Here is a 22,708-nt window from a genome sequence, read left to right on the forward strand (position 1 = left end):
GTTCCCAAATACGATAAATGGGTTCCCAAATACGATAAATGGGTTCCCAAATACGATAAATGGGTTCCCAAATACGATAAATGGGTTCCCAAATACGATAAACGGGTTCCCAAATACGATAAATGGGTTCCCAAATACGATAAATGGGTTCCCAAATACGATAAACGGGTTCCCAAATACGATAAATGAGTTCCCAAATACGATAAATGGGTTCCCAAATACAATAAATGGGTTTCCATGATTGCAGCAATTTAGCTTTGTCAAACCAGCGTTACGCACCGCAAATATGAAAATTAATATAACTCTTGTGGGGTGGGCATCTTGCCCGCCCTAATTATGCAATTTAAATGTGGAACAGCTTACTAGTCAGTTCCACCCCAAGTCCAGGTAGGATTGCCATTCTTGAAACTGTTTTTTAGCACTGCTAGAGGATAATCATTAGGATCATAGCCGCCAGCCAAATCTAAGATGAAGTAAACCTTACCTTTAACAAAGTGCATCCGTAAATAATTAATCTTTCCAGAATAGTCTTCTCCATCAACCTTAGTCATTCCAGCAGAAGCAAAGCATTTAGCATATTTAGGCTTTAGTGTCCCAACCCATGTAACACTAAAGCTATTACTGGCTTGAACAGAGATGTTACTGGCATAGGCACTCAGGTTAACAGAGCCATCTGTGGAAAAACTACCTTCTTGATAAGGATGGGGTTTTTGAGTGACAATCACTTTGTCTGGACAGCTTTGTTTTTGCTCGTTTTCAATATAAAGTTTTAGCTCAATGTTTTGTGATTGATTTTGTGCTTGGACGCACCAGTTGGACAACAGAGGCAGTAAACTAATACTTGTGCCTAGAATCAAAATTAAAGGTCTAAACGAAATCATACTCGTAACCGAAGAAATATTGAATTTGATTTGATATCGTATTAGATTTTACTAATTAATTGGCGAAATTAAAGTCAGGGTAATTACTGAGGAATGAAAAAAATAAATTCGTGTTATTCAGCACCGATTATTCTTTGCAAACCAGTGTAAATATTGAACCGTTCTCCGCGCAGGAATCCAATTAAGGTAATCCCGAACTCCTCGGCAACAGACACCGCCAAACTACTGGGAGCGGAAACAGAACAGACAATGGGAACTCCAGCAGTTGCAGACTTTTGCAAAATCTCAAAACTAGAGCGTCCGCTCACCAGCACAATACAATTATTTAAAGGCAACTCATCACTGAGCAAAGCTGTACCAATCAATTTATCCAAAGCATTGTGTCGCCCAATATCCTCCCATAGGTTTAACAGTTGTCCTTGAGTATCAAAGGTAGCCGCAGCGTGTAAACCCCCTGTAGCAGTGAAGATACCTTGAGCAGCCCTGAGCTTGTCTGGTAAACTGTAAATGATCTCAGGTGTTACTGTTGGCCCTGAAGGAATCACTGGACATCCCCGCAGACGCAAAGCCTCAAGGCTAGCTTTACCACACACCCCACAGGCGCTACTAGTGTAAAAATGACGCTCCAATGGCTGTAAGTCTGGAATCAACCCATCCCGTAGTTCTACATTGACGATGTTATGGCGTTGCTCACCATCCACTAATTCATCTACGCAGTAACTTATCCGTCGGATATCTTCTCTGCGGCTAACGACTCCTTCACTGTAAAGGAAACCAGCAGCCAGTTCAAAATCTGCTCCTGGTGTCCGCATAGTTACAGCTACCGTCTTCTGGAAAGGAACAAGACGAATTTCTAAAGGCTCTTCAGTAGTGAGATGATCTAAACGAGGTCGGACTTGACCTTTTTCCATTACCCAAACAGTGGCTTTGGTTTTGCTTTTAGTTGTTGTTGTCATATTTATGAGAGTTGGTGAATTGAAATTTTGATACTAATCTGGAAACAGAGTAATGCTATTTGTATATTAGATGTCTCTTTGATGCTCACCAACTACTTTGTGCCGTTGAGCAAGATCGCTAGGTTTCTGTTTAGGAAGTAAAATGAACCTAAAATTTTTGGTTTTCAGAAAAATTTTATTGGCAATAGTCTTCGTAATTTCCCTGAGTTTTGCAGGATACTTAGTGGGTAATAACATTAGTCAGAGAGTAATTGAAAAATCTTTTGCTAAACAAGTTATATCTACCTCCACTGTCGGAAAAAGTTCTCGACTACAGAAACTTTTAAATGAGATAGTTGTAGAACAGAAAATCCCTGGGGGAGTCATGTATATTTCTACACCTAAAGGTTCTTGGCTAGGAGCATCTGGTGTAAATGACTTGTCAACTAAAGCCCGGATGAAAACCACAGATGGCTTTTCTATTGCCAGTATGAGTAAAACTTTTATGGCGGTGGTTGTGCTGAAATTAGTAGAGCAAGGGAAGATAGAATTAGATCGGGCGATCGCAACCTACTTACCAAGAGACATCAGTCCTCATATTATCAACAGCGACAAAATTACAGTTCGTCAACTGCTCAACCATACCAGTGGTATTGCAGAATACCTAGAAACAAAAGAGTTTATTCAAGCTACAGCCAAAAGAAGTCGCTCACACCCTTGGACAGCTAGAGAAGCTATTCCGTATATGTATCAAGAACAACCGCGTGCAAATCCCGGAGAAAAATTTATTTATACAGATGGTAACTACATTCTTTTGGAACTGATTGTTGAAAATATCACCAAAGGAACTCTCGCCCAAGCAATCCGCAGTCAGATTTTAAAACCATTAGGATTAAAACATACCTTCACGGAACTGCGCGAACCGACAATTGGAGAAGTGGCTACAGGTTATGGCGATCGCCATAAGCGTGGTAAGCTAGAGAGCTACGCCGAAGTCAATGATGGCAATGGTTTAGGAGATGGCGGATTGGTTTCAACAGCAGAGGATTTAGCCAAGTTCGCCAAAGCCTTATTTGTCAAAAAAACCTTACTTTCGTCGCAGATGATGAAAGAAATGCTGAAATTTAAAGATAATGGCGAAGGTTATAGCTATGGGTTAGGTGTAGAACGGTTTTCATCTCCTTTAGCAAAAGCAATTGGGCATAGTGGTATAGCTTATGGCTTCACAACATTGCTTGCATATCTCCCCAATCAAAATACCACCATAATAGTGCTGCTAAACAATCAGGATGTTGATATTAAATCAGTAGCTAGGACAGGTCTAGATGTTGTTGAGAATAAATGATATAGTAATCCTAAATCATTTGTGAGAAAATGCTAAATTAACCGAGCTTGCTAAAGTCAAATATTTGACAATAAATTGAAACTCAAATAATATCTTGACATTGATCTAGTAAAATAAGTAGAGCTTTTGGCTTTGCTTTTGGCTTTGCTGGTTTCTGTTGAAGATGAGTTAGTCTAAAGTATTCGGTGTAGCTTGTTAGCACACATCTAGATTACAAGATGAAAATATACTCTCAACGACTTTGTTTAGAACCACTAAAACCGGATCATGCCGAACTACTTTTTAATGGATTACAGAGTGCGAGTATATACAAATTTATCGAAGATGTGCGACCACAAAGCATTCAATCGCTTCGCGATCGCTATATAGTGTTGGCACGTCGTCAATCACCAGATGGAACAGAGATTTGGTTGAATTGGGCTGTCTGGTCTGTTGTAGAGAAATGCTACATTGGATATGTTCAGGCAACAATTACTATAGATAATAGTGCAATCCTTGGATATGTGCTTTTCCCTAATTTCTGGAGAAAAGGTTATGCACGTGAAGCGGTGAAGTGTATGATTAATTATTTAATTGAGACATACCAAAATCTTGTTTTTCGTGCTGAAGTTGATGTAGAAAATCACCGTTCTATAACTTTGCTGCATAATCTAGGATTTGTCAAATCAAAAATTTTGAAAAATGTTGAGTCTAACCAATATGAATTGAACCACGAAGTCCAGTACCGCAAATCCTGATAGATTAATATTAATTGAGTTTGAGAAAGTCAAATATTTCACAATTAACTGCGAATTCAGGCAATAAAATTCTATTTCTTCTCTCTGGGAAAATTTAGAGTGTTCATAGTTTACCGCCGCAGGCATCGCTATACTATAAATATAAGTCTCATCCATTAACTGTAATGACGATCAAAGAATTGCTATTACAAGAAATTGACAACACTCCAAACGAACTACTAGAGGATCTACTTGGGTTTTTGAAATCACTCAAAACAGCCCAAAAACAGCCACTAGCCACATACAAAGAACTCTTAGAACGCATTGATTATCTAGAAACGATAGTAGGTATTCGTAAAGGACTAGATGAGTTTGAGCAAGGTGAAGGAATTCCTGCTGAACAAGCCTTGGCAACCCTACAACACAAACTTGGCATTCCGCCTCGCCCATGAGTTACCAGGTTATGATTCAACCCACTGCCTTCCTTAGAAATCGAAACATCCTATCATTGGATGTGCGACAATCTGAGTGCTGAATTAGCCAATAACTGGTATTATGAACTTCAAGACGCGATCGCTTCCCTTCAAGAATTTCCTAATCGCTGTAGTATAGCACTAGAAGCACCAGTGATTGGTCGTGAAATTCGACAACTCTGGGTTGGAAAACGAAGAAATTATCGAGTTTTATTTGTCGTTGAAGAAAATGTTGTAGCAATTCTTCATGTTCGCAACAGTCGCCAATCTGATTTAGGTGAAGACTCTGAGTAAAGAAGTTAATTTTGATATTTCATCGCCTGAGGGTCATCTTCCCGTAGTAAGCGGGAAAATAGAGGGGAAAGTTATAATTCTTTTTTCTTGCATTGAGACTTATGAAGTTTAGCATTTAAGGCTTTCAGCTTACCTTAACTGTTACCGCAAAATGCAACCCTAACGCATCCAGCAAAGCATTCAGGCAATAAAATTCTATTTCTTCTTTCTCGGATAATATGTGTTCGAGTTGGTCATAAACTTGGTTAAATTGCACAGAAAATTGCTCAATTCCACCTTTTGCCTCAATCACATTTTTCAGCGCCTTACTTAACATTTTCGGGTCGCCTTCTTCTAAGACAACTTCAATATAAGCTGCTGCTTCTAATGGGTCTTTGAGGTCTTCAATCAGTTTTTCGTGATAGCTTGCACTTTTAGGCATTATCTCTACTCCTATAATCTTCCCAATATTCTTTTGCTTTATCAATATCTTTTTCTTGAGTACTTTTATCACCACCGCACAAAAGAATAATAATTGCTGACCCTTCTTGCCCAAAGTAAATGCGATAACCAGAACTGTAGTCTATTCTCAGTTCAAAAACCCCATCTCCCACTGATTTACAATCACCAAAATTACCTGCTTCTACTCGGTCAAGCCTTGCTCTGATTTTAGCCTTTGCTTTTCTATCTCGCAAAGAGTCAAACCACTCAAAAAAAGGATTGATACCGTTATATGTTAAATAATTCCTAACCTCCTTTGGTTGAGCTTCCATAATTTTTAGAGTAAGTCTACATACTTTAAATCGTATCTGGGTCAATACCCAATTCTCGCAACTTTGCTGCTAGGCGTTCCGCTTTTTGTCTTTCTTGTTCGGCGTGTTCCGCTTCCGATAGTGCAATTTCTTCAGGTGTAGGCATTAACTGTCCTTCCGCATTGAAATAGCGCAATTGGTTTTCATGAACGCCCAAATACAAACTTAACTGCTGACTCCACAACAATCCTTGTGGGTTGGGTTCAATCGGTTGATAAGTACCACCCAACAAAATAAACCCAGCAAATTCTAGATTTCTGGGGTCAAACCAGAAATATTCCGGGGTGCGAAAGATATCTTGATAAATTTGTTTTTTTAAGCCTTTGTCAATCGCTGCCGTTGACTTTGAAAGCAGTTCTATAATCAAATTAGGATATTTGCCGTCCTCCTCCCAAACAACCCAACTATCACGGGGTTTACGTTCAGTATCCAATACAACAAAGAAATCTGGCCCCCGAAAGTCTTGGGATTTATGCTGGCGTGGACTGTAATGAATGCTAAGATTGCCGGCAGCAAAAAAGTTGTCGTGGTCTCGCCACCACCAATCAAGGCATTTGATCAATAACAGCATTTGCTGCAAATGTAGGTATGTTTCCAATGGTGGTTCGTTACTTTCTAAATCCCCTGGTGGAAATATCACATCTTCTGTGGTTTCAAAATCTTTGGCGACAGACATGGCTGCAAGTTTTGGAGTGATATGAAATTGAGCGTAGCAGTGGTCAAGCGTTAATATTAGGTTTGCTTTTCTAAGCGTACTATTGCATTATAATCAGGAACTCCTTCGAGCGATCGCTTAGAGTCAAAGACGTTACTTAGCTTTCATATACATCGAAGCAGGCATTTTTGTAACTAGCAATTTCAGTTATCTTTATCTGTCTTATGTAATAAGTCCTATACCTACCCTAAGTAGGGTTATCTATCTGCATTTGTTCGTTAAGTTGTATGAAGTACTGAAAGCAATTTTCTCAGTGAGTCACTGAGGAAATCAGAATACCCTTAACTTAGTTGGAGTTTTTTATGACTTACACAGTTGATGAAGCAACAAGACCAGCTTTAGAAACCTTTCAACGCTTTGATGTAGATACTCAGCTAGCCCTACTTTGGTTCGGTTATCTCGATCTTAAAGAGCAGCTACAACCAGCACCTCCTCTAAGCGTTGAAGCTCTTGCCAAAGCAGTGTTTGATAAATTCCTGGACTTGTCTAAAGAAGAGCAACTGCAAGCACAACGCGACATTATTAATGGTGCAGCTAACGATATCAGCCAAACCTATAATAGTCTAAGTCCCAATGCCAAATTAGACGTTTGGTTTCTGCTAGCACAAGGAATGGAGGATGGAACCATCATCCAAGTGCCGTCCGACTATCAACTTCCTGGTGAAACGGATGAATTTGTCGCATTGGTCAAAAATTTAGAGTTTGAGCAACGGATTAATTTCATGCTGAGTGCAGTGGAAGCGATGGGTTAGGTAAGTTTAAGAACTCTCAATAGCTATCTAGAATTGGGGATAACTGAAAGTCACAAATTACAGCTATTTTCAGGTAAATAGACCACGCGGTAGGGGCACAGCAATGCTGTGCCCCTACGACAGATGTGGTTCAAATACATGAAAACTGCTGTAAGCTAGACCTGGGCATTTTGCTCTACTTTAATAGTGATTAACTCAGAACTACCGCAAAGATGAGTATCTCTGCGGTAGTCTTGATGCAAGTTAATGGATATGCTGCTGGGAGTGTTAAAACTGGGAAAATGAGACTTGATTCAGATTTTTTCCAACCGCACGATCGCATTATAATCAGGTACACCTTCGAGCGATCGCTTACTCTTATCTAACAGCACATTCCCTTCTGGCCAATGTACTTGCAAGTTCCTTGACTGAATTGGGGCAATATAGACTTGACAGGATAACTCACCTAACTCATTCTTCACAATTACCTTATCCTCATTTTTTAAACCCAACTGTGCCGCGTCAGCAGCATTCATTAGTACCGCCTCTCGCATTGCCCCAGTAATGGCATCCTTGCGTTCCTGCACCATACTATTAAATTGTTTGCCCCGGCGGGTTGCTAATAAAAAATAACCTTCTGGTAATTCTCTTTGGCGTGGCGATAATACCCCAAAGTGTGCTTTACCATCGGCTGTAGGAAAATTCCAACCAAAGCATAAATGTGAGCCACCATACTGAAATTGATCGCCAGCTTGCTGTAAGTGTTGAATACCAGCATACTGGGGGACAACTTGAGCAATTTCTTGACGGATAGCAGCAGTGTCAGCAAACATCAGCTTATCTGCCAAATCTGGTTTTACCCGCCTTGCCAATTCTAAAAATACTTCCCACTCTGGACGCGCTTCTCCAATGCGTGAACCCGGAATTTCTGGACTGAAAATTACCCGACGTTCGGTGTTAGTTTCTGTGACTCCCCCTGGGATTTCGTAGCGAGTCGTCGCAGGTAAAAGTACCACAGTATCAGCCGGTTCTACTAACATTTGGCTGGAAAGAACAATATCTATATGTACCCGCAAGGGTATTTGCTTCAGCGCCGCTTCCACATAATCTGGTTCTGGCAGTACTTCTAAAAAATTCCCGCCCACGGAAAATAATACATCTAATTCTCCCTGATGTGCGGCGTTAATCATTTCTGGAGCAATTAAACCTTTAGTTGCTGGCACTTCAAAGCCCCAATGTTGACTCAATTGGGCAGCATTTTCTGGAGTGATAGATTTACCACCAGGAAATACTGTGGCGTAACATCCCATCTCTGCACCACCCTGCACCCCAGAGTGTCCGCGAATTGGCATTAAACCGCAGCCTTCCCGACCAACAAAACCTTTGGTGAGAGCTAAGTTGATGATACTTCGCACATTATCTTCACCGCATTCATGTTGGGTAATGCCCATACTCCAAACAAATACGGCTTTATTCGCTTCTTTGACCATTTTGGCAAAGGCGGACATTGACTCGCGGGATGTACCAGAAAGCCGCTCTAATTCTTCCCAAGATTGGCTTTCTAAGGATGCCTTGAGTTCAGCAAAGCCAACTGTGTGCAAATCTATAAATGATTGGTCTACCCAGTTGTTAGCAATTATATGTTTAATAGTGCCATTCAAAAATGCTATATCCCCGCCCATATTGATTAAGAAAAAGTCTTCGGCAAACTTTGTACCGAAAACAGCACTTTCTACAATTGAGGGTACCCAGTAGCGCTCCATTCCTGGTTCGCGGTAAGTGTTAATGACTACAATCTTAGTTCCAGCTTTTTTGGCGTAATGGAGATACTTGACGGTAACAGGCTGATTATTGGCAACGTTGGAACCAATGAAGACTAATAAATCAGTTCCAATCCAATCTTTATAAGAACAGGTGGTAGCCGCAGCACCGAGAGCAGCTTTCAGTCCCGCCGTGCTGGGAGAATGGCAAATGCGGGCGGCGTTATCTATATTATTGCTTCCCATTGCTCGGACGGCTTTTTGGGTGGCATAGTAAGTTTCATTAACGGTACCGCGACTGGTAACATAAAAACTGAGACGGTCTGGTGTGGTAGTGCGAATGCGATCGCTAATTACCCCTAAAGCTTCATCCCAGCTAACACGGCGAAAGCCTTTTTCCCCGCGTTGACGGATCATCGGGTAAGGAAGCCGCCCCAAGTCTCGTAATTGGGCACTTTTTTGCTTTTGCAACTGCGAGACATCCGCTAATAGTACAGGGTCAAAAGCTGGCATAGTATTCATCCGCAATAGCCGCAATCGGACATTGCACAGATGGATACCATCTAAAGTCCAATCTTTCATCCCCGTTGTTCCGAGAGCGCAACCATCACACACACCTTTATCGAGGATATTCCACGCATAAGGTAGTTTGTCACGAGATAGCCAAATTGCCCGAAACACCTCCCAATAATTGTTGGGGTACTGTTCGCCAATGCCAAAGGGCTTCCAACTTGCCCAGTGCTGGGGTGTCCAATATTTCTTGGGTTTGGGTAACATGACACACTAAATAGATGCTATGTGGTGATTCTTTTAGACTAGCGTTTTTAGTAGCATTTAAGTAGCAAGGAGCAGAAGAGGAATAATTAATGCCCCATGCCCAATAACTAAAGAGTGAGATAATCCGATGACAGGTAAATTAGAAGGAAAAGTAGCAATTATCACTGGCGCTTCAGCCGGAATTGGAGAAGCAACCGCGATCGCTTTGGCTTCAGTTGGAGCAACAGTAGTACTCGCTGCTAGGCGGGGCGATCGCATTCAGGCATTAGCAGAACGTATCGAAGCTAGTGGTGGCAAGGCATTGCCTATTGTCACCGATGTAACTGATGAAACCCAGGTAAATAACTTGGTGGCAAAGGCAAATGCCGAATTGGGAACGGTCGATATCCTTGTGAATAATGCCGGGATTGCCTTACTCGGTACCATTGAAGCCGGAAATAGCTCAGATTGGCGGCGATCTTTCGACCTGAATGTACTCGGACTGCTATATGCCACTCACGCTGTTTTACCTCTATTTAAGGCGCAAAAATCCGGGCATATAGTCAATATCTCCTCGGTGGCTGGCCGGACAGCGCGGGCGGGTCTTGGTGTTTATAATGCTACAAAATGGGGTGTAAATGCCCTCTCGGAAGCATTGCGCCAAGAAGTCCACAAAGACAACATTCGTGTTACCATTATCGAGCCTGGTTTGGTGGATACGGAAATTGACAACCAAATTACCGATCCCGTTGCCAAACAACGGATTCAAGAACGACGCAATTCAATTCAACCTCTGCAAAGCGAAGACGTTGCTGCTGCGATCGTTTATGCCCTGACGCAACCGCCGCGCGTTAATGTCAACGAAATCCTCATTCGACCAACTGGACAAGAACATTAATTCAATATTGGATTTTAGATTTTGGATTTAAGGAAAATCTAAAATCTAAAATCTAAAACGGGAAAGGGAATTATACGATAATTAACTTATCTTAGAGGATGTTTGAAAAGTTTTTTTTGGTAACATCTAAGCCTCAAAAACCTAACCCCCCAGCCCCCCTTCCCTACAAGAGAATGGGGGTTTCAAAGCCTCTCGACCTTTCGGGGAGAGGAATGGAAGCGGGGTTTTGAGTATACTTTACAACTTTTCAAACAACCTCTTAGATTGATAGTGAAATTACTGAATATCCTATATTATGTCACTGAGTCGTAGCGACCTCGAAGCCGGAAACATCCAGACGAGACTATTAGATGCATCACACTCTGGAATCAAGTTAACTACCCTGAGCGAAGATGAGTTAGAGCGATCGCTCGATGAAGCACTACAACAGCAACCACCGAATTCTGATATTTGGATATTTGCCTACGGTTCACTGATATGGAATCCCCTAATTACATACGCAGAGCGCCGTTCTGGGATCATTTATGGTTGGCATCGGCGCTTTTGTACATGGATGATTCTCGGTCGCGGTACTCCCAAAAATCCCGGATTACTCTTAGGACTCGATCGCGGCGGTAGTTGTCGTGGTATTATTTATCGCATTGCTGCTGCTGATGTCCCATCGGAATTACTGCTGATTTGGCGACGAGAGATGTTAGCTGGTGTCTATGTTGCTCGTTGGGTGAAGGTGTTTGATGGTACGCAGGAATTCCCTGCGATCGCTTTTGTTGCCAATCGCCAACATCCCAGATACGCTCATCAGATACCATTAACAACCACTGTTAATAGCATTGCCACCGCATCAGGAAAATTGGGTTCCTGTGCTGATTATTTGATGAAAACTGTCGAGGGATTGATGGCAGAAGGCATTAAAGATAGACAATTACTTTTGTTACGCAAACAAGTGTTGGCAAAACAACAAGCACTTTTAGATCAATCGGCATCGGGAATCTAAACTTTAATTGACAACTAAAGGGGAGTGGCACTGATACCGCGCACAAAAATATCTACACAGGTTTCAATATAGTCTTCACAGCTATAACTACCTTGATTGAATTTTACACTGCGGCATAGCATTCCAGCTAACAGCATTCCTGTAAACATATCGACTGCTGGAAATGGATCAAGGTCTGCTCTGACGATGCCTCGTTTCTGACTCGATTGCAGGTAAGCTATGAGTTTTTCCCCTAAAGGCTTGACAGCTTCTTGAATCACTTGTTTCGCTGCATCAGGATGACGTTTAGCCTCTCCAATGAAGGTACGAATTAAATCTTCCTGTGCCTCTAGCATATTATTGTAGAGATGGGCATACTGTCTTAAATCAATTTTTAGATCCTGCGTCCATGCTTCAGGGTATGCAAGGGCTTCTGTCTGGAGTGCCAAAGCATTTTTCATTACTGCTCCCAGAAGTTGTTCTTTGCTAGCAAAGTGGCGAAATAAAGTCACCTCATTCACACCAGCAACACGAGCTATTTCACGGGTAGTTGCTCCTTGAACACCTAAACTAGCAAATACCTGTGAGGCAGCTTCTATCAAACGTGTACGGGTGAGAGTTGATGAACGGATGGTTTTATTCATTTGTGCTGGCAAGTACTTACTTACATAATAGGTCATGTAGAAAAAGTTGTTGTGTTAACCTTCTGTAAAACAAGGTATTGCCATCCTAGCAGTTATCAATTTGGAGATTTGTTTTAATTGGAAGTCCTTAATGTTTTACTCATTTTAGTAACTGGAACAACTACCCCACTTCTTAAATAATGAGGCGCTCTTTTAATTGCAGTAAATCCCAGTCGTAAATAAAACCCTTCGGCATAAAGACTAGCAGTTGTAATTACCTTATCGATACTTTGCTCAATTGCTTCGTCGCAAAAATGTTGAACTAAAGCACGGCCAATTCCTTTACCTTGATATTGAGGATGGACATATAGCCCGATGAGTTCATCAATAATGAAACTAGCAAAACCGATAGCAGCATCTCCTTCCATCGCAACCCACAAAGTTTCGACTTTCATACTCTTCAAGATATTTGAACCATCAGGTTTGTCACGGTAATTACGCCAAGCTAAAAGTTCTTTTTGGGTGTACAAAGTTGCAGGTAGAGCTTTGATAGCAGCAATATGAATTGCACTCAGCACCCACGCATCTGTTTCTTGGGCACGTCGGAGAGATATTTCGTTAGTGTTCATCTATTCAAGGCTGGCATTCAGATTATATGCCTGCTCTAAAATACTTATCTAAACTTACTCAAACTTCATAGTTAAAGAATCAGGAAAATATTTGATACATCAATGTAGAAATTATACTGCAATACGCTTGGGTTAGCGCCAAAAACCTTGAAATGTGTAGGTTCGTTTGAGGAACCAAACCCAACATTTTTGGGGCTTTGTTGGGTTAAGCAAAGCGCAACCCAAACGTATTGAATTATACTGTATTTCTTTTAAATTGTAACTTATGACCGGAGGCGTAGCCCGCACTTCTCTACGAGACGCTGCGCGTAGCTTGCCGTAGGCAAGTGGTACGACAAAGCTCAGTGACCATCGTAGACATCACAACACATCAACTAGCTAAATTCTCAACTCCTGAAATATAAGTTACGGTAATTACATCGGCAATAAGTATAATAAGCTTTAATCACCTTCGAATCTATCGAGAAACCGTATATTATGGATTAAGCAATAAAACAGCCTACTTCCAAAGACTAATTTTGAAGTAATAAAGCAATATCTGATGATATTTGGCTAATTTTGCTGTGTTTAATTTGAATATCTTCTTAAAGCTTGCTGATCAGAGTATTTAGCAAGCCAGAAGACATTAGAAAGTCAAAAGGAGTGAATGTGATCAACGCCATACAGATTAACGAAAACTTGACAACCACGGGACAAATCATACCCAAACAGCTTGAGCAAGCTATCCAAGAAGGTTTTAAGTCAGTTCTAAATTTGCGATCGCCTGATGAGCTAGGATTTTCCCAGGATGAGCAAAAAGTAGCGGAAGCATTGGGGCTGTATTATCAAAACGTTCCACTCAAGGTGGATCTGAAAAATTTGAATGAAGAGGTGATTACCAAAATCCTCACCATATTGGAACAAATTCCTAAACCGGCGGTTGTGCATTGTGCAGCCGGGATGCGCTCAACTGGAATTGCGCTCTTAAGTATCGCTATCCAGGAAGGATTAACACCAGAGCAAACCTTAGCAAGAGCGAGGAATCTAGGCTTTGGATTCTTTGAACACGCCAGCGTTAGTCCCCGATTGAAGCAATTATTTGTGGACTACGTTAACAAACACGCAAAGATAGCTATATCTGCTAGCTGTTCTTAAGGTATTAGTGATTGTTAATTTTTACAAAGCTTGCTATACAAATCATTAAATTAAAAACTGTTCTTGCTGATAGTAACAAACAAGAACAGTTTTTAATAGCGAAGCCAAAAATAAGAATTTAGGCATCTTCAAGTTCAAATTGAGCCACTGTAACGGCATTAAAAGCAAAAGCGAAAACTAATGGCATTGGCGACTGAAGCCAAAAGGTAAAAACAACAGCGATGATTGTGCCAACTACTGCGGATATTGACCACATTCGCTCTTCAAAAGTCAGTCCTTTTTCGGCTTTAATCAATCTGAGAACACTAACTGGAATTGGTTCTGGCATTACCCCACCCGGAGGGAAAGCCCAAAAGTTGTTACGCCGCTCGACAAATAAATCCGTCCAGCCATTTTCTTGGCACCATGCCTCGATCCATTGAAGTGAGTAGTGATTCATCATCGGGTTTGGGAGTTCGGTTTGTGGAAGTTGTGTGCTTGGTGAATATAAACTCTTGGAGATTCCTGAAGAATTAACTAATCGCTATAAAATGAAGGCTAGTTATGAAAATTTTAAGCTTTGTTAAGCAGTTGAGACGCATATAATTACGCTCCAACTTTGCTTTCATTAATTAACAGATTAACAGTTTATTGGGGCTAGTTACTTCAAAATACAACAAACTTTACTTGAAAAATCGAAAGTCAAGAATTGTAAATAAGCTAGTGAGTATTACTGCTTAATAAAAATCTTTATATCCTGAAATTTAAATCTCAAAATGAAGAATTGTAAACAAATCAACAAGGTTAGGCATAGTCCATATAAATATTTTTCTGATAACTTAAATTTTAGATACCTCTCTGAAGGTAAATAGAATCAAAGTGAAACTGGCAGTAAGATATATGAGCAAATTAAAACTTACTTGACTTAGAGCAAATATATGTTTGGTATACTTTGGGGTATTGTTGTTGTACTGGTTGCTTTTTGGGCATTAGGGCTGGCACTTCATATAGCCGGAAATTTAATTCATGCAGTGTTGCTTTTGGCTATTGCCCTTGCGATCTATAATTTTTTCAAAGCACGTGATGTGTGAAGATAGTGGTTGCCGACCTGGTGAGGTATAGCAGTTATCGTTTACGTGAGGTACACCCGTAGGGGCACGGCAATGCCGTGCCCCTACACCTCGTGATGTAACGTTGTACTGCATCTGAATGGGAACCGCTATACGTTCTCAAAGTTACTATCCTTGGTAAAAAAGATTTGTGTGTACCTCAGTTGCTTAAAACGTCATATCATTAAGTGCGATCGCCTTTGGTGTTGGCAAAGCGATCGCTCCTAATATTGCAACTCTCTAGCTCAAGGTGAGAAGCGATGTCTACCACAGGCTACGCATCCACCCTGTTTGCGTTACAAAATATTAAGCTAGGGAGAGTTAGGTAGCTAGGCGTAAATAAATTAAAGTTTGTAGTCAGGACTTTAGTCCTGATAATCCTTGTTTTGAGCGATGAATCGCTGACTACGAACATATTCAAATGCGGTAAGCTTAAATGCAGTGATTAGACACCAAATTGGCTCTCAATATGTTTTGGCAACAAGGGTTGGCGTTCCTTCTCGGAATTATTATCTGGTGCGTGGCTGATCCCGCAATGGCAGTAGACTGGACTCATCCACTGTCATTTAGCAATGCAGAGTTGTCAAGACGTGATTTTTCTGGACAGAGTTTGCAAGCTGCGGAGTTTTCTAACGCCAATATGGAACTGACTAACTTTACAAACGCTGACTTACGCGGAGCAGTCATGAGCGCTTCGGTGATGACAAAAGCAAATCTCCACGGAGCAGATTTAACGAATGCAATGGTTGATCAGGTAAACTTGACTAAGGCAGATTTGAGCGATGCAGTTTTCAAAGAAGCTCTTTTGCTCCGCGCCATATTTAATGATGTGAATATAGACGGTGCAGATTTTACAGATGCAATTTTGGATAGGGCACAAATCAAAGAACTGTGTGGTAAAGCCAGTGGTGTGAATTCCAAAACAGGCGTGCAAACTCGTGATTCTCTAGGATGTCAATGAAGCGTGTTGGTGTAATTGGTGGCGGACAACTAGCCTGGATGATGGCGGATGCAGCACAGAAGCTAGGGTTAGAATTGGTAATACAAACTCCTAGCGAACACGACCCCGCCGTGTCAATTGCTCAGGAAATCGTTTTCGCTGCGGTAGATGATGCTAGTGCTACAGAAATATTAGCTAAAAAATGCGATGTCATCACCTTTGAAAACGAATTTGTTAACCTGCAAGCTTTATCTCTTTTAGCACAGCAAGGCGTTTGTTTCCGTCCCAGATTAGAAGCTTTAGCCCCTCTTTTAGATAAATATCATCAGCGTTGCTATTTACGCGATTTAGGTTTACCAGTTCCTCAATTTTTCGCCCTTGACGAGGTGGAAAATATCAAATCAAAAATAGAATATCTCGGTTTTCCAGCAGTCCTCAAATCTCGCCGTCACGGTTATGACGGCCAAGGTACTTTCATAATTCAGGATTTTGCTACTTTACAGCAAAAGCTAAGTGATGAAACTACAACAAAAAATTTCAATGAATCACCTTTCTTGTTAGAAGAATTTGTCCCTTTTGAACGAGAACTAGCAATAATTGCGGCGCGTTCTGTAGAGGGAGAAATTGTCACTTACCCAGTAGTGGAAACCCAGCAAGAACAACAAGTGTGTCGGCGGGTGATTGCGCCAGCCGAGATTACGCCCAATCAAGTAGCACAAATAGAAGCGATCGCACATACTCTATTAAATAGCCTACAAGTAGTAGGAATTTTTGGAATTGAGCTATTTCTCAGTACTGATGGCAAAATTCTGGTAAATGAAATTGCGCCCCGTACCCACAATTCTGGACATTTTTCTATTGACGCCTGCAAAACTTCTCAATTTGAGCAACATCTCAGAGCCATTTCTGGCTTACCTTTAGGAAATCCGGCTTTGCAGTGCGCTGGCGCTGTGATGGTGAACCTACTGGGATATGAAAATTCTCACAGCGATTACCAAAGCCAGCGTCAACAAATAGCAGAAATTCCCCAAGCGCACCTTCACTGGTATGGGAAGACAGAATCACGTCCGGGGCGAAAGTTAGGACATGTCACCGTTTTGCTAGATAATCAGAATAGAGAATCCGCGTACCACATCGCCCGTACCATAGAATCTATCTGGTATCCCAGGTAAATTGAACATAAACTTTCGATGTAGAACACACAACATCTTTTGAAAAGCTATAATGAGTGAGTTGCACTACGACGTTGGTGACTGCCATCAAGTTTTTTGATCTATGCCTTTAATGACAAGGGAGTCAACTGTTCTCGTGGCAGTATACCGGGCATGTATCCGGAAACTTTAAACGAGGAATTTAGGTTCCCACCTGGATAAACCCAGGTCATAAACTTAGGTAAAACGGCGTCGCGGTGAACTTAAAATTATTAGCTCCCAAAGTCAATTAGAATTTGGGAGCTTTAATTATGTGAAGTCTGTTTAAAATGAGCGAACTGACAGTAAAAATTGCCATGTTTTTGGGAAACCTAGATAATGAGGTTTCAAGAATTAAGTCTTATGGTCAGCATTCCCGGATATCACGTTAGCAAAGAACTCTACAATGGTTCCAGAACCTTAGTTTATCGTGCTAATCGAAAAACTGACCAAAAATCTGTGGTGATTAAGCTGATGAAAACTGTTTATCCCAGCTTCAGTGAATTGGTACAGTTTCGCAACCAGTTCACCATCGCCAAAAATTTGAATCTACCTGGAATCATCCAAACCTATAGTCTGGAACCCTATCAGAATGGCTATGCGTTAGTGATGGAAGACTTTGGGGGAATTTCTCTCAAAGATTATTTGACCTCTGTAGAGACCCGATATATCGCGTCTCTACAAGAGTTTTTACCAATTGCGATCGCACTGTGTAATGCATTAGATATTCTAATTCGTAATCGGATCATTCACAAAGATATTAAACCTGCCAATATTTTAATTAATCCAGAAACTAAAGAAGTTAAGTTAATTGACTTTAGTATTGCATCTCTGTTGCCACGAGAAACTCAAATTCTGATGAGTCCAAATGTGCTAGAAGGGACACTCGGTTATTTGTCTCCAGAGCAAACTGGACGGATGAATCGGGGGATTGATTACCGTACCGATTTTTATTCTTTAGGTGTAACTTTTTACGAGTTACTAACAGGACAATTACCATTTAAATCACACGATCCGATGGAATTGGTACATTGTCATATTGCCAAACTTCCGCCTTTAGTACATGAGATTAATCCCCAAATTGCGCCTGTACTCTCATCTATTGTCAGCAAATTGATGGCGAAAAATGCCGAAGACCGCTATCAGAGTGCATTTGGGTTGAAATATGATTTAGAAAATTGTTTGGCTCAACTCAAGGAAACGGGGAAAATTGTCAGTTTCTCAATTGCTCAACGGGATGTGTGCGATCGCTTTATTATCCCAGAAAAACTCTATGGCCGTGAGCATGAAGTTGAAACTCTCCTCAAAGCCTTTGACCGCGTTACCAACCCCCCTGAGGGACTGAGAGGGGTAGAACTAATGCTGGTGGCTGGTTTTTCTGGTATTGGTAAAACGGCAATTGTTAACGAAGTTCACAAACCCATTGTCCAGCAAAGGGGCTACTTTATCAAAGGCAAATTTGACCAATTTAATCGGAATATTCCCTTTTTTGCTTTTGTGCAAGCATTTCGAGACTTAATGGGGCAATTATTGAGTGAAAGTGATGCCCATTTGTCAACTTGGAAAAATAAAATTTTACAAGTGCTGGGTGAAAATGGGCAAGTTATTCTTGAGGTAATTCCCGAACTAGAACAAATTATTGGTCAACAACCACCGGCAACAGAACTTTCAGCAAGTGCAGCTCAGAATCGGTTTAATTTATTATTACAAAAATTTATTCAAGTATTCACTACGAAAGAACATCCCCTAGTCATTTTTTTAGATGATATACAGTGGGCAGACTCAGCATCGCTGAAGTTGATCCAGTTACTAATGAATGAGTCAAAATCAGGCTATTTATTATTAATTGGAGCTTATCGAGATAATGAAGTTTTTCCTGCCCATCCATTGATGTTGACATTAGATGAAATCGCCAAAGCCAATGCTAACATTAACAAAATTACATTAGCTCCTCTGAGTGAAACAAGTTTAAATCAACTCGTTGCTGACACCCTAAACTGTTCACTAAAAGTTACATACGCACTAACAGAATTAGTATATCAGAAAACCAAGGGTAATCCATTTTTTAGTACACAATTTTTCAAAGCGCTGCATCAAGACCAGCTAATTAAATTTGATTTAGAGAGCGGAAGCTGGCAGTGTAATATTGCCCAGGTGAAGGCGTTATCCCTAACAGATGATGTGGTTGATTTTATGGTATTACAGTTGCGAAAATTGCCAGAATCAACGCAGAATGTTTTAAAATTAGCGGCTTGTATTGGTAATCAATTTGATTTGGCAACATTGGCAATGGTTTCGGAAAATTCCGAAACTGAAACAGCAACATTTCTCTGGAAGGCATTACAAGAGGGATTAATCTTGCCACAAAGTGAAGTTTACAAATTCTATGTCGGGCGGGAAACACAGGATTTATTACAAAGTTCGTTAACTGTAAACTATAAATTTTTACACGACCGCGTTCAACAAGCAGCTTATGCGTTAATACCAGAAGAACAAAAGCAATCTATCCATCTGCAAATTGGTCAACTGCTATTAAGAAAAATACCTGTTAAGAAGCAGGAAGAGAGAATCTTTGAGATTGTTAATCAATTGAATATTGGTGTAAAGCTAATCACTCAACAGTCTGACCGAGATCAATTAGCACAGTTAAATTTACTGGCTGGGCAAAAAGCTAAATTATCCACTGCTTATGCTAATACAATCGAATATATCAGTTGCGGTATTCAGCTATTAAGAACAGATAGCTGGCAACAACAGTATTTGCTCACATTATCCTTGTATGAAGAAGCGGCTTCAGCAGCCTATCTTATGGGACAGTTTGAGCAGGTAGAAGAATTTGTTAAGCAAGTGCAACAACATGCTAACGTCTTACTAGATCGGGTGAAAGCGATTGAAATCCAAATCCAATCTTATTTAGCTCAGAGTCGTTTTGATGATTCGATTAAAACTGCGATCGCACTGCTAAATCTCTTAGGTGTCAAACTATCTCATCAAGCGAATCAAACGCAAACTTTATTCAGTTTAGCTCAAACAAAATTACGATTTTTAGGTAAATCTCCCTTAAGTTTGATTGATTTACCTGACATGACAGGGGGCAAAGAACTGGCAGCAATCCGAATTCTGGCTAGTACAAATTCAACGGCTTATATTGCTCGTCCAGATTTACTGCCACCAATCATTTTGAGCGAAGTCAATTTATCAATGCAATACGGCAATGCGGCAGCATCTGCATTCGGTTATGCCTGGTATGGATTAATTGAGTGTGGCATTCTGGGAAATATTGAGACAGGTTATAAATTTGGTCAATTAGCATTACAAGTTCTCGAAAAATTCCATAGTAAGGAATTCAAAGCTAGAACCTTCTTCATTGTTCAAACATTTATTAATCACTGGCATCAATCCCTTCAAGACACAATTGCACCTTTAATTGAAGCCTATCAAGTGGGGTTAGAAACAGGAGATATTGAATATGCTGCTTGGGCTAGCTATACCTGTAGTTTTCATGGATATTTGATGGGGCAGGAATTGACTGAATTAGAAAAACAGATGGGTGATTATGCTGAAGTCTACAGCAATTTTAGACAAGAAAAACCTCAGACATATATTAATTCATTTCGTCAAGCCATTTTGAATTTGTTGGGATCTACTAATACCTGTTACTTATCAGGTGTTGTTTATGATGCCCAAACTATTCGCCCATTACAAGAGCAAGCAGGCGATCGCACGGGATTAAGCTTTAGCTATGCCAATGAACTAATACTTTGCTACCTGTTTGAAAATTATACCGAAGCATCTGAGGCAGCAATTAAGGCAATCACCTATTTAGATGGGGTAACATCGGCGGCAATTGTCCCAATAGTTTATTTTTATGAGGCGCTAACCCAACTAACTCTCTATGCAACAGCAACAGCTACCGAGCAAAAACAGATTCTGAAAAAAGTAACGTCTCATCAAAAAAAGCTGAAAAAATGGGCGCATCATGCCCCAATGAACCATCAACACAAATTTTACTTAGTCGAAGCAGAACGGCATCGAATTTTGTTGCAAAAAAACAAAGCAATGGAACTATATGATCGCGCCATTTATCTTGCGAAAGAAAATGAATATATTCAAGAAGAAGCCTTGAGCAATGAGCTAGCTGCCAAGTTCTACCTCGACTGTAGCAAAGAAAAAATCGCTCAAGTTTATATGCAGGAAGCTTATTACTGCTATGCTCGTTGGGGCGCTAAAGCCAAAACTGAGGATTTAGAAAAACGTTATCCTCAACTCTTGGCTCCCATCTTACAAGGGCAGCATCATCGCTTTCAACTGAGTTCAACCATTGATGGATCATCATTTCCACATGAAACCATCCACACAAATCTTTCTAGCACCAGTATTTCTGAAGCCATCGATTTTGCTACCATCTTTAAAGCCTCACAAGCTCTCTCCAGTGAAATTCAATTAGAGCAGTTGCTCACTAGCCTTTTGCAAGTGGTGATGGAAAATGCTGGGGCACAAAAAGCTGCGCTACTGGTACTCCAACAAGACAACTTAGTGGTTGAAGCTGTAGCCACCATCAATGAAGGAGTTACTCTGGGATCTGTACCATTGTCAACCAGCGAAGGCATTCCCATTACACTGGTAAACTTTGTTAAAAATAGCTTAAAAACTGTTGTGCTGGATGATGTAACAGCACAAACTAATTTTATTGCCGATCCATATTTCATCCAGCAACAACCTAAGAGTGTGTTGTGTACGCCGATATTAAATCAGGGTAAACTTATCGGGCTGCTATATTTAGAAAATCCTTTGACAATTGGTGCATTTACGAGCGATCGCACCGAAGTTATCCAACTGCTATGCGCTCAAGCTGCCATCTCTCTAGAAAATGCCCGTCTTTATCAAGAATCTCAAAATTATGCCCAACAGTTAGAGCGATCGCTACAAGAACTTGAGCATACCCAATTACAGATGGTGCAAAATGAAAAAATGGCAACCTTGGGCAATTTAGTTGCTGGGGTGGCACATGAAATTAATAATCCGATTGGATTTCTCAAAGGCAGCCTCAGCAATGCCGAAGAGTATACTCAAGACTTACTTGCTCATATCCAATGCTACCAACAACATTATCCCAATCCAGCGATCGCAGTCATTGAGCATAGCGAAAAAATTGACTTAGAATTCCTGACTGAAGATTTACCAAAGCTAGTAAGTTCGATGAAAGTGGCAAGCGATCGCATTGAAGATATTAGTACCAGTCTCCGTACCTTCTCCAGAGCCGATACAGCCGAAAAAGTTGCTTGTAATCTCCATGAAGGGATTGAGAGTACCCTGTTGATTTTGAAGTATCGCCTCAAAGCTAACGAAAAACGTCCAGCGATCGAAGTCATCAGCAAATACGGAAAATTACCACCAGTGGAGTGCTTTTTAGGACAATTAAATCAAGTATTTATGAACATTCTCGCCAACGCCATTGATGCCTTAGATACCTCCATTCAGGGACTTTCTTTTGCCCAACTGCAAGCTAATCATCAGCAAATACTGATTCACACGGAAGTATCCAATGACCAAGATACGGTAACAATTCGCATCAAAGATAACGGTGAGGGGATGCCAGAAGAGATTAGAGCCAGGATCTTTGATCACCTGTTTACAACTAAAGAGGTTGGGAAAGGAACCGGATTAGGATTAGCGATCGCTCGGCAAATTGTCGAGGAAACCCATGATGGACGTTTGAGTTGCAATTCTGTGCTTGGTGAAGGAACAGAATTTGTTATTGAGATTCCAGTGTTTTAATGCATAACGCTTCTAATTTTTCGGTAGTGCAAAGAACAGCGATCGCACAATTCTACAA

Annotated in this window: 22 protein-coding genes and 1 other RNA gene; 14 read left to right on the forward strand and 9 right to left on the reverse strand. The window is 40.8% G+C overall.

Annotated elements, in window-relative coordinates:
* On the forward strand, nucleotides 1-189 hold a 189-nt coding region (locus V7K50_RS22465), incomplete at its 5' end, for a hypothetical protein (protein WP_334963892.1).
* A gap of 173 nt (nucleotides 190-362) precedes the next feature.
* On the opposite strand, the gene V7K50_RS22470 is transcribed toward V7K50_RS22465, so the two are convergent.
* The gene (locus V7K50_RS22470; RefSeq protein ID WP_334963894.1) at nucleotides 363-881 is read right to left on the reverse strand and encodes a hypothetical protein; all 519 of its coding nucleotides are present in this window, start codon (nucleotides 879-881) and stop codon (nucleotides 363-365) included.
* 113 nt (nucleotides 882-994) lie between these two features.
* A complete protein-coding gene (gene fdhD / locus V7K50_RS22475; RefSeq protein ID WP_334963896.1) occupies nucleotides 995-1,837 on the reverse strand; it encodes a formate dehydrogenase accessory sulfurtransferase FdhD in 843 nt (280 codons plus the stop codon).
* 142 nt (nucleotides 1,838-1,979) lie between these two features.
* Here fdhD and V7K50_RS22480 point away from each other — a divergent pair, with 142 nt between their 5' ends.
* The 4 genes from V7K50_RS22480 (at nucleotide 1,980) to V7K50_RS22495 (ending at nucleotide 4,644) form a co-directional block, all read left to right on the forward strand.
* Nucleotides 1,980-3,161 (forward strand): serine hydrolase domain-containing protein, encoded by a 1,182-nt coding sequence (locus V7K50_RS22480; RefSeq protein ID WP_334963898.1) that lies wholly within the window; start codon nucleotides 1,980-1,982, stop codon nucleotides 3,159-3,161.
* Between the two features lie 218 nt (nucleotides 3,162-3,379).
* A complete protein-coding gene (locus V7K50_RS22485) occupies nucleotides 3,380-3,898 on the forward strand; it encodes a GNAT family N-acetyltransferase (RefSeq protein ID WP_334963900.1) in 519 nt (172 codons plus the stop codon).
* A gap of 164 nt (nucleotides 3,899-4,062) precedes the next feature.
* On the forward strand, nucleotides 4,063-4,329 hold the full coding sequence (locus tag V7K50_RS22490) for a prevent-host-death family protein (protein ID WP_334963902.1): 267 nt from the start codon (nucleotides 4,063-4,065) through the stop codon (nucleotides 4,327-4,329).
* 60 nt (nucleotides 4,330-4,389) lie between these two features.
* A complete protein-coding gene (locus V7K50_RS22495; protein WP_334963904.1) occupies nucleotides 4,390-4,644 on the forward strand; it encodes a type II toxin-antitoxin system RelE/ParE family toxin in 255 nt (84 codons plus the stop codon).
* 124 nt (nucleotides 4,645-4,768) lie between these two features.
* On the opposite strand, the gene V7K50_RS22500 is transcribed toward V7K50_RS22495, so the two are convergent.
* Genes V7K50_RS22500 through V7K50_RS22510 form a run of 3 tightly spaced genes read right to left on the reverse strand, consistent with a single transcriptional unit; the run spans nucleotide 4,769 to nucleotide 6,111 of the window.
* Nucleotides 4,769-5,065 (reverse strand): helix-turn-helix domain-containing transcriptional regulator, encoded by a 297-nt coding sequence (locus V7K50_RS22500; RefSeq protein WP_334963906.1) that lies wholly within the window; start codon nucleotides 5,063-5,065, stop codon nucleotides 4,769-4,771.
* Entirely contained in the window at nucleotides 5,058-5,396 is a 339-nt protein-coding gene (locus V7K50_RS22505; protein ID WP_334963908.1) for a type II toxin-antitoxin system RelE/ParE family toxin, read from the reverse strand. The genes V7K50_RS22500 and V7K50_RS22505 overlap by 8 nt, the downstream gene beginning before the upstream one ends.
* 25 nt (nucleotides 5,397-5,421) lie before the next feature.
* Nucleotides 5,422-6,111, reverse strand: a complete 690-nt coding sequence (locus V7K50_RS22510; protein WP_334963910.1) for a Uma2 family endonuclease — start codon at nucleotides 6,109-6,111, stop codon at nucleotides 5,422-5,424.
* A 341-nt stretch (nucleotides 6,112-6,452) separates the two neighbouring features.
* Here V7K50_RS22510 and V7K50_RS22515 point away from each other — a divergent pair, with 341 nt between their 5' ends.
* Nucleotides 6,453-6,902, forward strand: coding sequence for an orange carotenoid protein N-terminal domain-containing protein (locus tag V7K50_RS22515; RefSeq protein WP_334963912.1), 450 nt, complete (start codon nucleotides 6,453-6,455; stop codon nucleotides 6,900-6,902).
* Between the two features lie 293 nt (nucleotides 6,903-7,195).
* Here the strand turns inward: V7K50_RS22515 and V7K50_RS22520 are convergent, their stop codons facing one another.
* A complete protein-coding gene (locus tag V7K50_RS22520) occupies nucleotides 7,196-9,418 on the reverse strand; it encodes an FdhF/YdeP family oxidoreductase (protein ID WP_334963914.1) in 2,223 nt (740 codons plus the stop codon).
* Nucleotides 9,419-9,545: 127 nt separating this feature from the next.
* On the opposite strand from V7K50_RS22520, the gene V7K50_RS22525 reads away from it, so the two are divergent.
* Together V7K50_RS22525 and V7K50_RS22530 are read left to right on the forward strand one after the other, a co-directional pair.
* Entirely contained in the window at nucleotides 9,546-10,295 is a 750-nt protein-coding gene (locus V7K50_RS22525; RefSeq protein WP_334963916.1) for an SDR family NAD(P)-dependent oxidoreductase, read from the forward strand.
* Nucleotides 10,296-10,590: 295 nt separating this feature from the next.
* Nucleotides 10,591-11,289: a gamma-glutamylcyclotransferase gene (locus V7K50_RS22530; protein WP_334963918.1), complete on the forward strand. Its 699-nt coding sequence runs from the start codon at nucleotides 10,591-10,593 to the stop codon at nucleotides 11,287-11,289.
* A 14-nt stretch (nucleotides 11,290-11,303) separates the two neighbouring features.
* Here V7K50_RS22530 and V7K50_RS22535 read toward each other — a convergent pair whose 3' ends face one another.
* Both V7K50_RS22535 and V7K50_RS22540 read right to left on the reverse strand, forming a co-directional pair.
* Nucleotides 11,304-11,912: a TetR/AcrR family transcriptional regulator gene (locus V7K50_RS22535; protein WP_334963920.1), complete on the reverse strand. Its 609-nt coding sequence runs from the start codon at nucleotides 11,910-11,912 to the stop codon at nucleotides 11,304-11,306.
* A gap of 113 nt (nucleotides 11,913-12,025) precedes the next feature.
* Complete coding sequence (locus tag V7K50_RS22540; RefSeq protein WP_334963922.1) at nucleotides 12,026-12,520, reverse strand: GNAT family N-acetyltransferase; 495 nt, start codon at nucleotides 12,518-12,520, stop codon at nucleotides 12,026-12,028.
* A gap of 648 nt (nucleotides 12,521-13,168) precedes the next feature.
* On the opposite strand from V7K50_RS22540, the gene V7K50_RS22545 reads away from it, so the two are divergent.
* Nucleotides 13,169-13,654, forward strand: coding sequence for a protein tyrosine phosphatase family protein (locus tag V7K50_RS22545; protein WP_334963924.1), 486 nt, complete (start codon nucleotides 13,169-13,171; stop codon nucleotides 13,652-13,654).
* 118 nt (nucleotides 13,655-13,772) lie between these two features.
* Here V7K50_RS22545 and V7K50_RS22550 read toward each other — a convergent pair whose 3' ends face one another.
* On the reverse strand, nucleotides 13,773-14,096 hold the full coding sequence (locus V7K50_RS22550; RefSeq protein ID WP_334963926.1) for a hypothetical protein: 324 nt from the start codon (nucleotides 14,094-14,096) through the stop codon (nucleotides 13,773-13,775).
* 475 nt (nucleotides 14,097-14,571) lie between these two features.
* Between V7K50_RS22550 and V7K50_RS22555 the strand changes: the two genes are divergently transcribed.
* The 5 genes from V7K50_RS22555 (at nucleotide 14,572) to V7K50_RS22575 (ending at nucleotide 22,650) form a co-directional block, all read left to right on the forward strand.
* A complete protein-coding gene (locus tag V7K50_RS22555; protein ID WP_334963927.1) occupies nucleotides 14,572-14,724 on the forward strand; it encodes a lmo0937 family membrane protein in 153 nt (50 codons plus the stop codon).
* Nucleotides 14,725-15,211: 487 nt separating this feature from the next.
* A complete protein-coding gene (locus V7K50_RS22560) occupies nucleotides 15,212-15,703 on the forward strand; it encodes a pentapeptide repeat-containing protein (RefSeq protein ID WP_334963928.1) in 492 nt (163 codons plus the stop codon).
* Complete coding sequence (locus tag V7K50_RS22565; protein ID WP_334964029.1) at nucleotides 15,700-16,854, forward strand: 5-(carboxyamino)imidazole ribonucleotide synthase; 1,155 nt, start codon at nucleotides 15,700-15,702, stop codon at nucleotides 16,852-16,854. The genes V7K50_RS22560 and V7K50_RS22565 overlap by 4 nt, the downstream gene beginning before the upstream one ends.
* Before the next feature lie 60 nt (nucleotides 16,855-16,914).
* Nucleotides 16,915-17,098: non-coding RNA, 6S RNA (ssrS, locus tag V7K50_RS22570), on the forward strand.
* A gap of 113 nt (nucleotides 17,099-17,211) precedes the next feature.
* Nucleotides 17,212-22,650 (forward strand): trifunctional serine/threonine-protein kinase/ATP-binding protein/sensor histidine kinase, encoded by a 5,439-nt coding sequence (locus V7K50_RS22575; RefSeq protein WP_334963929.1) that lies wholly within the window; start codon nucleotides 17,212-17,214, stop codon nucleotides 22,648-22,650.
* The last annotated feature ends 58 nt before the right edge of the window (nucleotides 22,651-22,708 follow it).

Origin of the sequence: Nostoc sp. (assembly GCF_036917135.1) — a bacterium.
Lineage (GTDB): Bacteria > Cyanobacteriota > Cyanobacteriia > Cyanobacteriales > Nostocaceae > Nostoc.

What these genes read in the sequence shown, in the direction of transcription:
- V7K50_RS22495 (WP_334963904.1), top strand. Translation starts at nt 4,390, where the DNA reads ATGTGCGACAATCTGAGTGCTGAATTAGCCAATAACTGGTATTATGAA.
- V7K50_RS22560 (WP_334963928.1), top strand. Translation starts at nt 15,212, where the DNA reads ATGTTTTGGCAACAAGGGTTGGCGTTCCTTCTCGGAATTATTATCTGG.
- V7K50_RS22535 (WP_334963920.1), bottom strand. Translation starts at nt 11,912, where the DNA reads ATGAATAAAACCATCCGTTCATCAACTCTCACCCGTACACGTTTGATA.
- V7K50_RS22555 (WP_334963927.1), top strand. Translation starts at nt 14,572, where the DNA reads ATGTTTGGTATACTTTGGGGTATTGTTGTTGTACTGGTTGCTTTTTGG.
- V7K50_RS22510 (WP_334963910.1), bottom strand. Translation starts at nt 6,111, where the DNA reads ATGTCTGTCGCCAAAGATTTTGAAACCACAGAAGATGTGATATTTCCA.
- V7K50_RS22485 (WP_334963900.1), top strand. Translation starts at nt 3,380, where the DNA reads ATGAAAATATACTCTCAACGACTTTGTTTAGAACCACTAAAACCGGAT.
- V7K50_RS22525 (WP_334963916.1), top strand. Translation starts at nt 9,546, where the DNA reads ATGACAGGTAAATTAGAAGGAAAAGTAGCAATTATCACTGGCGCTTCA.
- V7K50_RS22505 (WP_334963908.1), bottom strand. Translation starts at nt 5,396, where the DNA reads ATGGAAGCTCAACCAAAGGAGGTTAGGAATTATTTAACATATAACGGT.
- V7K50_RS22470 (WP_334963894.1), bottom strand. Translation starts at nt 881, where the DNA reads ATGATTTCGTTTAGACCTTTAATTTTGATTCTAGGCACAAGTATTAGT.
- V7K50_RS22565 (WP_334964029.1), top strand. Translation starts at nt 15,700, where the DNA reads ATGAAGCGTGTTGGTGTAATTGGTGGCGGACAACTAGCCTGGATGATG.
- V7K50_RS22530 (WP_334963918.1), top strand. Translation starts at nt 10,591, where the DNA reads ATGTCACTGAGTCGTAGCGACCTCGAAGCCGGAAACATCCAGACGAGA.
- V7K50_RS22500 (WP_334963906.1), bottom strand. Translation starts at nt 5,065, where the DNA reads ATGCCTAAAAGTGCAAGCTATCACGAAAAACTGATTGAAGACCTCAAA.
- V7K50_RS22575 (WP_334963929.1), top strand. Translation starts at nt 17,212, where the DNA reads ATGAGGTTTCAAGAATTAAGTCTTATGGTCAGCATTCCCGGATATCAC.
- fdhD (WP_334963896.1), bottom strand. Translation starts at nt 1,837, where the DNA reads ATGACAACAACAACTAAAAGCAAAACCAAAGCCACTGTTTGGGTAATG.
- V7K50_RS22520 (WP_334963914.1), bottom strand. Translation starts at nt 9,418, where the DNA reads ATGTTACCCAAACCCAAGAAATATTGGACACCCCAGCACTGGGCAAGT.
- V7K50_RS22540 (WP_334963922.1), bottom strand. Translation starts at nt 12,520, where the DNA reads ATGAACACTAACGAAATATCTCTCCGACGTGCCCAAGAAACAGATGCG.
- V7K50_RS22550 (WP_334963926.1), bottom strand. Translation starts at nt 14,096, where the DNA reads ATGATGAATCACTACTCACTTCAATGGATCGAGGCATGGTGCCAAGAA.
- V7K50_RS22480 (WP_334963898.1), top strand. Translation starts at nt 1,980, where the DNA reads ATGAACCTAAAATTTTTGGTTTTCAGAAAAATTTTATTGGCAATAGTC.
- V7K50_RS22515 (WP_334963912.1), top strand. Translation starts at nt 6,453, where the DNA reads ATGACTTACACAGTTGATGAAGCAACAAGACCAGCTTTAGAAACCTTT.
- V7K50_RS22490 (WP_334963902.1), top strand. Translation starts at nt 4,063, where the DNA reads ATGACGATCAAAGAATTGCTATTACAAGAAATTGACAACACTCCAAAC.